Consider the following 576-nt stretch of genomic DNA (forward strand, 5'->3'; position numbering starts at 1 on the left):
GTCATGCCGCCGCCCAACAGGCCACCGCCGCCCTGTCCGGGTAGCTGCCCGCCCGCGCCGGGAATATTGGGTTGCGGGGGCTGGGTTGCTGCGCCGTGACATCATCGGGCGTGAAGGCCTGCTGGAGAACATAGGCCGCGTCATTCGCGTTGGTGTTCTGCAGGTAATAGACATGCCAGTTGCGCATGGTCGTCCGCCGGGTCCGCTCGATCAGGTCGAACAGGCGCCGGGCGTCGTCGATGTAACGGGTGGAGGCCGCAACCACCAGCACCGCATCGACACGCGCCATGGGAATGACCCGCACTTCCTGTGACAGCGCGCCCCCACGCCCGTGCAATGCTTCCTGCAGGGCCGTGGCGGCGTCCTTCGCCCCGCCGGAGGCCACGGGAATCAGCGCATAGGACTGCCCGGCCAGAATATCCACGTCAAAGGCATGGATCAGGCTCAGGATCGTATCACGCGTGACCGGATCGCCGCTGACCAACAGCGCATTGACGCCCGCCACCGGCGTCACCCGCCCGCCCGACTGCAAAAAGGCTGAAGCGCCTTGGCCAGATCTTCCGCCCCGGCATAGCG

At 66.8% G+C, this 576-nt stretch carries 1 pseudogene; it reads right to left on the reverse strand.

The window, feature by feature from the left end:
* Position 1: 1 nt before the first annotated feature.
* A pseudogene (locus JCM25156_RS19875) lies at positions 2-576 on the reverse strand (hypothetical protein); the annotation flags it as partial.

The sequence above is a fragment of the Komagataeibacter kakiaceti JCM 25156 genome (genome assembly GCF_000613305.1).